Annotated in this window: 8 protein-coding genes; all 8 read right to left on the bottom strand. The window is 47.3% G+C overall.

Going from position 1 to position 8,907, the window contains the following annotated elements; translation table 11 throughout:
- Positions 1 to 152 precede the first annotated feature (152 nt).
- Positions 153 to 1,364 carry a hypothetical protein gene (locus tag JCM2765_RS15060; protein ID WP_054737408.1) on the bottom strand — a complete coding sequence of 404 codons (1,212 nt, stop codon included), beginning with the start codon at positions 1,362 to 1,364 and terminating at the stop codon, positions 153 to 155.
- A gap of 1,000 nt (positions 1,365 to 2,364) precedes the next feature.
- A complete protein-coding gene (locus JCM2765_RS15055; RefSeq protein ID WP_162231427.1) occupies positions 2,365 to 3,201 on the bottom strand; it encodes an Ig-like domain-containing protein in 837 nt (278 codons plus the stop codon).
- Between the two features lie 183 nt (positions 3,202 to 3,384).
- The gene (locus tag JCM2765_RS15050) at positions 3,385 to 3,642 is read right to left on the bottom strand and encodes a hypothetical protein (RefSeq protein WP_054737407.1); all 258 of its coding nucleotides are present in this window, start codon (positions 3,640 to 3,642) and stop codon (positions 3,385 to 3,387) included.
- A gap of 441 nt (positions 3,643 to 4,083) precedes the next feature.
- Positions 4,084 to 4,587, bottom strand: a complete 504-nt coding sequence (locus JCM2765_RS15045; RefSeq protein ID WP_054737406.1) for a shikimate kinase — start codon at positions 4,585 to 4,587, stop codon at positions 4,084 to 4,086.
- Positions 4,584 to 5,456, bottom strand: a complete 873-nt coding sequence (locus JCM2765_RS15040) for a prephenate dehydrogenase (protein WP_054737409.1) — start codon at positions 5,454 to 5,456, stop codon at positions 4,584 to 4,586. Before JCM2765_RS15040 ends, JCM2765_RS15045 begins: the two co-directional genes overlap by 4 nt.
- A 15-nt stretch (positions 5,457 to 5,471) precedes the next feature.
- The gene (gene aroA, locus JCM2765_RS15035) at positions 5,472 to 6,758 is read right to left on the bottom strand and encodes a 3-phosphoshikimate 1-carboxyvinyltransferase (RefSeq protein ID WP_054737405.1); all 1,287 of its coding nucleotides are present in this window, start codon (positions 6,756 to 6,758) and stop codon (positions 5,472 to 5,474) included.
- 39 nt (positions 6,759 to 6,797) lie between these two features.
- The gene (gene aroC, locus JCM2765_RS15030; protein WP_054737404.1) at positions 6,798 to 7,964 is read right to left on the bottom strand and encodes a chorismate synthase; all 1,167 of its coding nucleotides are present in this window, start codon (positions 7,962 to 7,964) and stop codon (positions 6,798 to 6,800) included.
- A gap of 51 nt (positions 7,965 to 8,015) precedes the next feature.
- Entirely contained in the window at positions 8,016 to 8,336 is a 321-nt protein-coding gene (locus tag JCM2765_RS15025; protein ID WP_054737403.1) for a chorismate mutase, read from the bottom strand.
- Positions 8,337 to 8,907 lie beyond the last annotated feature (571 nt).

Genomic DNA, 8,907 nt, shown 5'->3' with positions numbered 1-8,907 from the left:
ATTTCTTTCTAATATTTGCAAAATGCTAAAAAATTTGCTCATTATTTAACTTCTTAATTACTATTTACTCTACGATTTCGCCGAATAAAAAACTGACCCTCACTTTTTAAAAGGGTCAGTTTCTTTATCTTAAAAATCTTCAGTTAATCCAATCAGTCCGTACTAGTAAAATCGAATAACCATTTAGCACTCCCATTGTTATATTGATCTAGACCATAAACTCCTTCCTGAGTCGATAAGTGTCGATCATAAGTTGCATCACTTGCCCAGTTAAAGCTACCAGCATCCGTTTCACCTTGGGCAACTTGATAAGTTAAGATTGCCGTTGCAATTTTATCGTTAATTGACCCCGTACTATCTGTCAACTCAATGCCACAGGCAGTAAGACCCGCAAGCACCATGCTGTTTGAGCTCGAATTAGCCTCTCCATAAAGTGAGTTACTGTCGTAAATATTACCATCTGCTTGTAAGAACCCGTTTTCAGTACTAGTAATGGCATTGGCTGCCGTTGTCACAGCAGTTTTAACCGTTGCCGTGTCAATATCGCTCACTGTAGAGGTTCCATTAGCATATGGCGCTAGCGCTTGGAGAACCATCCCGTTAACGTCCGTAATGCCGCCGTAGCTATCTTTCCAATACCCAGAATTTGTCTGTTCGTTATTGTTAGTAGGATCGACACCCTGTAGTGCCAGTAATTGATTTATGGCTGTCTTGATTTCATCATCATAGGTTGCATCATCACTCTCTAATTTCATAGAGGTTAATGCCGCAATACCATACGAGAGCGCATAGACATCTGGATTCCCGTCTGTAAGTCCATCAACCATTAAACCAACTAGATCAGTAGTTGAATCATTCGTCGTGCTTGGTACCGCTGTCAATTGGTCTGGCGAATAACCGGCTGCTAATAAGCCTAGGATATCACGTTCGTAATCCGTAGTTTGTGGTTTTGTTGCTAACGAAGCTCCATCACTATACCCGGCCTCAATATTTTGGATAATTGTCGCCTTTAATCCATCGATATCTGTATCGTCAGCCGTCCAAGCATCGCTAAGCCCACTTTGATTCAAAGCAACTGCATCCCAAGCATCCAGTGAAGCATGATCCAACGTATTCTTGAGCCAATCAACGCCATACGCAATATTTTGAGTTACAGTCACCGCAGCAACCTGTTTCGTCGCCGTTGCCGAATGCTTTGCCAGCATCTTCACCGAACTAGTATCACTTGCTTTAGCCGTTGTAGTCACTTCTGCCGCGTTGGCAGTTGTCACACTAGTTACACTAGAAACTATCGTTGCACCCAGTAAGCTTGAGAACAGAATTGCGCTAGTAACCATCTTCTTAGTAGTTTTAATCGTCATCATAATAATTGCCTCCTAAATTTTTAATGTCCACAGTGTCGAGCATCGGTGTTTGGACTTTCATTTTTGTCGTTTTTGCATGGATCGCCTTCCTTCTGTTAGTGGATTAACAGGACGGACTACTCAGGCGGCTTTAAAGTTATGTTGGTCGTCTTTTGTAAGTTCGTTCGTTTTTTGTTGTAATAATCTTATAATTTTTATAAGTCATTTGTCAATAATTAATTTGATTAATTAATCATATATTGCATAATTCAGACTAAAAGTTCATTAGCTCATCCATTGGTACAACAGAGATAGTTTGTCTGATTAACAAGTTTGAAATTTATTAAAAAAATTATTTTAATTTCATAATTCGAGGACTTTTACAGACATTTTGACGCATTAGTTTGATATTTTCTTGAAAATCTGTTTAAAAAAATACATATTCGATTTTTCGACATATTAATTTAGCAATCATCTTTTTTCGCTTAATAATACTTGAAGGTCAAAAATCCATTAATTACTTTAACTTTTTTTGAATATTTAATGTATATTAATGCAAATCTAAATTCACAGATTATTCACACTTTCTTCTAGAAAAAGACTATCATTTTTATTATCAAAAGTTTTCATAAAATCTTATAGTATCTATTAAGCTACTTTTTAATTCTGAGTTGCCATCACCTAATCCGATCACCATCTATGTAGCTTATTCTGACAACCGTTCCACAATGGTTTCACCAATATCACGCAAACCGTCACCATTATCCAACACTTTCGAGCAATCGAATTACCCGTTACCGCTAACGTCGCTTACATTTTGCTTTCAAAGCCCAATTCAGACATCTTCCCAGCAAGTGATTCATTTTAATTCATTTGATTGGTTATGTTCAAAATCAAACACTAACCATTCCATTACCCGAATTTTCTCCAAAAAAGTCGACAAAAAAATAGCATCGCCAATTCCAATATTAGGAATCCGCGGTGCTATCCACATTAAACTGAGTGACTCAGTTCATTGAAATTACTTTTGTAACGTAAAGATGTAGTAAGATGCTGGGGCCTTACCAACTGATAACTTAACCCGTTGGTTCTTGCTGTTAACCAGCACAAACTTGTTCTTGGCGGTAAAGCGCATGTAGAACGTAGACTTGTCGCCGTTCTTGGCTTTAACGTTAACCTTCCAGAAAGTTGGTGTCTTAGCATCAACGCTGTAAGTGGCGTTCTTAACTGGGTGAGCCGTCTTCTTGCCGTAAGTGACGTATTCGTTCAAACCAGTCTTTTGGCTGAAGTCAAACTTCATTGCCCAACCCTTGTAAGTCTTAGTCTGCCAAGTCCCAGTTGGGGTGCTAACCTTGAAGCTAGCAGCCTTGCTGGTTGTCTTGGATGACGTGGTTGACTTAGTCGTGGTCGTCTTAGAACTAGTCTTTGAACTAGTCGTGGTCGTCTTCGTCGTAGTCGTCTTAGGACTTTGAACGGTGATAATCCGGTAGAAGTAGTGCTTCGTCGTTGTGTTACGAGCGTAAACGTAGATCTTGGTACCGGCCTTCAACTTAGAAGACAATTTAACGGTGTAAGCACCGGTCTTCTTAGAAGCGGTTGACGTCGCAATCGTCTTGTTCTTAGCGTTACGAACGATGATTGACACACCCTTCGTCGCCTTCCCAGTGATCTTAGTAGAGGTACTGTAAACCGAGTTTACCTTCAAACTTGGGCTATTAGTAGCTACCGTTGTCGTCTTGGTTGCAGCTGAGGCTTGGGTAGACGTTGCTAACCCTAAGAACCAAATACGGCAACTAAGCTGGCTGTTAATACGGCCAATTTCTTCATAAATTCTCGCTCCCTTTATTTTCTGTCTCAATGCATGACGCATCAAGCTTCATTACCAGCGTTGAGTATAACCCGTTGACCGGTTAATTCCAAGTGATTTCTAAAAATATTTAGAACTTTTTAATCGCTTGTTCCGATGCTCATAATTGAGCAATTAAAAAGCGCCTATGCACGGCAGACCGCACTTAGCGCTAACTTACTGGTTGGTGTTCGATTACGTGCCCGTTGTCACCAGCATTAGCCGGTACTCCCGGCCATTCGCCTCAAACGGATCCGACAACTGCTGTCCGGGTTGGAAGTACACTTCGATCTTCTGGTAGACCTTCCCCTTATGATCCGCCAACTCCAAATGAACGCCATACTGATCCATCCGAAACGGGCTCTTCATCACGAGGTAGTTAAAGCTAGTCCCATCCTGATAACGCTGAGTCCGGGGGCGTTCAAGTTGTAGCGGCACTGAAATGATCTCCATGGCGGGTGCGACTTCCTTTCGTTTGGTGAAATTACTTCTATAGTATTATATCAACAAATTGGTTGTTCTGTTGTTTACGAGGTTTGGCTCGACTTGTCTAATTAACGTCAGTCGTTACGATACCGCAGTAAGCCGTTTAGTTAAGCACTTGAGATGATCCGCGAAGGTGGCCGTACTGCACCAATGTGAGATGGAGGTGGCGGCTAGGTCCATGCTGTGTCGCGATGATGGGTGGTTGTTGGTGTTCTTCCGACAACCGCCCATCATCGGGGACGACTCTAAGACTCGCGCGAACTTTGGCGAGGCTTAGAGTCGAGGGCTGAGACCGCCCTTCGGCTCAGGCCGGTCCCCACAGCTTGAACCTAGCCGCCACCGGAATCGTCAGCTCAAACAAAAAACTGCATCCCGGAAATCTCGACATGCAGTCTAACAACTTATCAATTAAAGCACGTTACTAGCCAAAATCGCATCCACAACCTCTTCCGGTGTGAGTTCATCCGTTTGGATCTCAACATCGCTAACGCCGTGGTAGCGCGCATCACGTTCACCCTTCAAGTCAACTAGGCCGTCTAACCCCAGTTCCTTGACCAGTGGCCGGTCAGTATCATCCGCTAACCGGTCCATAATCGTCTCCGGCTTCACGTTGAGTAAGATCACTGGCACCGGACTCGCCTTCAGCAGGTCAAAGTTAGCGGGTTGAATCGGTGTTCCACCACCAGTGGAGAGAATTCCTGAAGTATTTTCCAACACGTCCGCTAAGGTGTCGTGTTCCATTTGGCGAAAGCTGGCTTCACCCTCGTCGTCGAAAATTTGTTGGATACTCTTACCGGCGCGGTCAACGATCACGGCGTCTAAGTCGCGTTGAGTCGTGCCTAAGCGTTGGGCTAATAACTGCCCCACCGTGGTTTTACCGCTACCCATGAACCCTACTAAAATGGCTTTCATTTGTTGTTTCCTCCCTCATGGCTGTCTAGCCGTTGTCGAACCGCCTGGGCGTGCTCGAAAAATTGGTAAATCTGTGGCTCATCGCGGTGCTGAATCGCCGTTTGAATCGTTTGAAGCGCGTCTATGTACGCCGTTAGCTGAGTGGTGATGGCTTCGGAATTGCTCAGCATAATGGCAGTCCACATGGTTGGATCTGAACCCGCGATCCGGGTCGTACTCTTAAAGCCCCCGGCCGCGGCGTTCAGGCCAACGGGGTCGTGTTGCAGCTGTTGGGCTGCGGTATTAACAAGGTTAGCGGCTAAAACGTGGGGCACGTGGCTAATTTCACTCACCAGCGCATCATGCTCCGTGGCGCTCATGGTGACCCAGTTCAGCGAAGCAGGGGCGAGGAAGCGTTTAAATGCCGCCGTTTGGGCAGCCGTCTGCCACCCCGTCACCAAGAAGTAGGTGGCGCCATCAAACAAGTCAACCCGCCCGGAACGGCCCCCAGTTTGGTGGGAGCCCGCCATCGGGTGGCCGCCCATAAAGGCCACGTGGCGCGCACGTAACCCTTCAGCAGCCTGCATGACCTGCGTTTTGGTGCTACCGACATCCGTCACTAAGACGTCCGCTTTCAGCGGTAAGTTTGCCAGTTCTTTCAGTTGTTGGACGATTATGGAAACCGGTCCGGCCAGTACGATCATATCGGCCCGGCCAGCCGCCTCCGTCAACGTCACGCGTTCATCGACCAAATGTTGGTCGACCATAAACTGGCTCGTATCGTCGTTTGGATCGGCGCCTAAAATGGTTGGCGCTTCATCGCTTTGTTTCATCACTCGGGCAATCGAACTACCGATCAACCCTAACCCGCTAATTAATACCGTTGTCAACGCCACGTCACTCCCTTACAGTAGTTGGTCTAAATCATCGAAGAATTCAGGGTACGAGATGCCAACGCTTTCGGCACCCTTCAACGTCAACGGTGTGTCAACGAGCAAGGCTGCGACCCCTAAAACCATCCCGATTCGGTGATCATCGTGGGCATCTAGTGCTGTATCCGTTACGTGCCATGGTTGGCGTCCGTCGATCACAAACCCGTCTGGTAACTCTTCAATGGCAATCCCTAATTTCTTAAATTCCTGAACGATAGCGCTGATCCGGTCCGTTTCCTTGACCCGTAACTCTTCAGCACCGGTCACCTTGCTGACACCGTTCGCCTTAGCGGCTAATAAGGCCACCAGTGGCAATTCGTCGATCACGGCGGGAATTTGTTCCTTCCCGATCTCAATCGGCTTTAAATCGGTTGCTTCGATGATTAAATCGCCAATGGGTTCCCCATCGGTTGGCGTAGTGTTAATGGTGACTTTGCCGCCCATTTGTTGCAGGATTTCCAGCAAGCCGGTCCGGGTCTTGTTTAAGCCAACGTCCTTCAACGTGATCTTAGAACCGGGTACCAAGCTAGCAGCAACCATGAAGAAGGCGGCTGATGACATATCACCAGGCACCGTCATCGTTTGGCCGGTCATGTGAGGCTGTGGTTGAACGGTGATGGTCACACCATCGTCAGCGGTTTGAACGTCGGCACCAAACGCCGTCAATATGCGTTCCGTGTGGTCCCGAGTTGGCAACTGTTCAATTAAGGTACTTGGCGTTTCAGCTTGTAACGCCGCTAAGATCAACGCACTCTTCACTTGCGCGCTGGCAACCTTTAATTGGTAGTTCACCGCGTGTAACTTAGTGCCCTTTACCGTCACCGGCAAGTGACCGTCAGTCGTGTCGATTTTAGCGCCCATTTGCGCCAAGGGTACGCTGACCCGTTTCATCGGCCGCTTCGATAACGAAGCATCGCCAATCAACGTGCTGTCAAATGGTTGTCCTGCCAGCAACCCCATGATCAAGCGGGTCGTGGTCCCGGAATTACCCATATCAAGCGGTTGGTCACTGGCCTTCAACCCGTGCAAGCCAACCCCTTGAATCTTAACCGTGGTGCCTTCGCGTTCAATGGGTACCCCGAGTTGTTTAAATGCATTGAGGGTCGACAAACAGTCCGCTGACGTTAAGAAGTGGGTCAACGTCGTCTGTCCCTCACTGATCGCACCAAACATGATGCCACGGTGCGAAATACTTTTATCGCCTGGTACAACGAGCTCGCCGTGTAGGCCAGCTGCTGGTTTTCCTTTAAGGGTCTTCATGTTTACGTGCCTCCAAGTTTAATAGTTCATTAAGTCGTTTTAGTAGTTAGTTAGTTCGTCTTTGTAGGCGGCTAATTGTGCTTTCAAGCGGTCCATGTTGCTGGCATCGAAGGTATCGGTGATGGCTTTAGCCAATTCGATGGCAACGATACTTTCGATGACGATTGATGCGGGCACGATGGCTGTCGTGTCGGAGCGTTCCACACTGGCCTTCTTCACTTCTTTCGTGTTCACATCGACACTTTGAAGTGGCTTGTAGAGGGTTGGAATGGGCTTCATGGCTGCCTTAACGATGATTGGCATGCCGTTAGTCATCCCGCCTTCAAAGCCGCCCAAGTGGTCAGAACCACGGGTGAAGCCGTCACCATCGTGCCAGTCGATTTCGTCCATCACTTGGCTCCCGAAACTAGTAGCGGCCTTGAAGCCGTCGCCGATTTCGACACCCTTCATGGCGTTCATACCCATCACGGCACCGGCTAACTTGGCGTCTAACTTGGTGTCCCAGCTAATGTAGCTACCCAATCCGGCAGGCACGTTGGTGGCAACGACTCGGATGATGCCGCCCAAGGTATCGCCATCCTTCTTGGTCTTGTCGATCAAGTCGTGGATCTCATCGACCTTAGTTGCGTCTACGATACGGAGGTCGTTGCTGGTGATGGTTTCTTGAATCTTCGCAACGTCCAACGGTGCTTGGTCATCCGCGCTAACGGCACCAATTTGTTGTACGTAGCCAACCAGTTGGATGCCTAACTGTTCGAGGAATTGCTTGCAAACCGCACCGATTGCGACCCGAATGGCCGTTTCCCGGGCTGATGACCGTTCAAGGACGTTTCGGAGGTCGCGGTGGCCGTATTTCATCCCACCAACCAAATCGGCGTGGCCTGGACGAGGCCGGTTCACTTGACGTAACGTGTTTTCAGCATCCTCTTCAGCAGTTGGATCCATGATCTTGCCCCAGTGGGCGTGGTCGCGGTTGTTGACGACTAAGGCGATTGGTGAGCCCATCGTGATCTTGTGACGAACGCCGCCGACAATGGTGACTTCATCGTGTTCGATCTTTTGACGACTGCCTCGGCCATAGCCGCCTTGGCGCGCTGCCAGTTGGGCGTTAATCGCGTCGATGTCTAATTTTAATCCGGCTGGTAGGCCTTCGATGATCCCGGTCAATTGGAGACCGTGTGATTCGCCTGCTGTTAAGTAATTCATGTGATGTGTCCTTTCTTGGAACGTCAATTTTTTAGTTGTGTTTGTTGGAAGTTAGTGAGTGGTGTCGCGCGCTGCGGTTAAGTCATCCTGATACTCTCTAGAATTGCGCATGATGTGTTGGTAAATATCACGCATGTATTTGCGCGTCGCCGGATTCGGATCCAGTTGGGCAACCCGATCAAGGACTTGATCTTCGCGACCGTGATCCATGACGGGCAAGTTCGCCGTCCGCTTGGCCTCGTTGACCATCGTGACCGCGTCAAACCGTTGCGCTAAGAGGCCGACGATCTGTTGGTCCAATGTATTGATCCGCTGGCGGGCCACCGTCAGCATTTTAGGCTGTTCTGAAGTTGATTCCGTTGATTTTGTCACATTCACTCACTCCTTATGATAAATAAAAAAACCAGCTAGACAAGGTATCCAGCTGGTTGCTTGTTTTATCCGTGATGGAATAATGACAACTCAGCTAGATTAACACGTCTAGCTGGGCACGACAACTTACGGCTTAGCTTTAGACGCGAACGCGATGGTTGGGCGTCCGCATCGAAACTGCGGACGCTAACTAAAGTAATAGCCGTAATAAAACGCATTAACTTGGGTTAGTGTGGTTGTCATGTGTCATAAGTCCCTTCCTGTAAATATTGGTTTAATTAAAACATATTAATTTTTGTTCGTCAATGCTAATTTGATTTTAATTATTCTTGGTGGTGGGTTGGTGGGGAATAAAAGATAGTGGTTTGGTTGCTTAAACACTCATTAGTGTTGTTGTTAGCTGATTATGGTTGTTGCGTTACTGAGTGGTTTTGGCGACGTACTTTGCTACTACATTGTTTTCGGCGCCACTGGGACTTAGCGTTCCGCAAGTCAATTACTTAGTGAAGTTTGCTTAGGTTGGTTCGTTCTGGCAACCGCGCCGAAACGTGCTGCGCAAAACTGAGAGCTA

Source organism: Secundilactobacillus similis DSM 23365 = JCM 2765 (genome assembly GCF_001311075.1).
Classification (GTDB): Bacteria; Bacillota; Bacilli; order Lactobacillales; family Lactobacillaceae; genus Secundilactobacillus; species Secundilactobacillus similis.
Note: the sequence above shows the minus strand (reverse complement) of the source record. Positions and strands in the feature narration are given on the sequence as shown.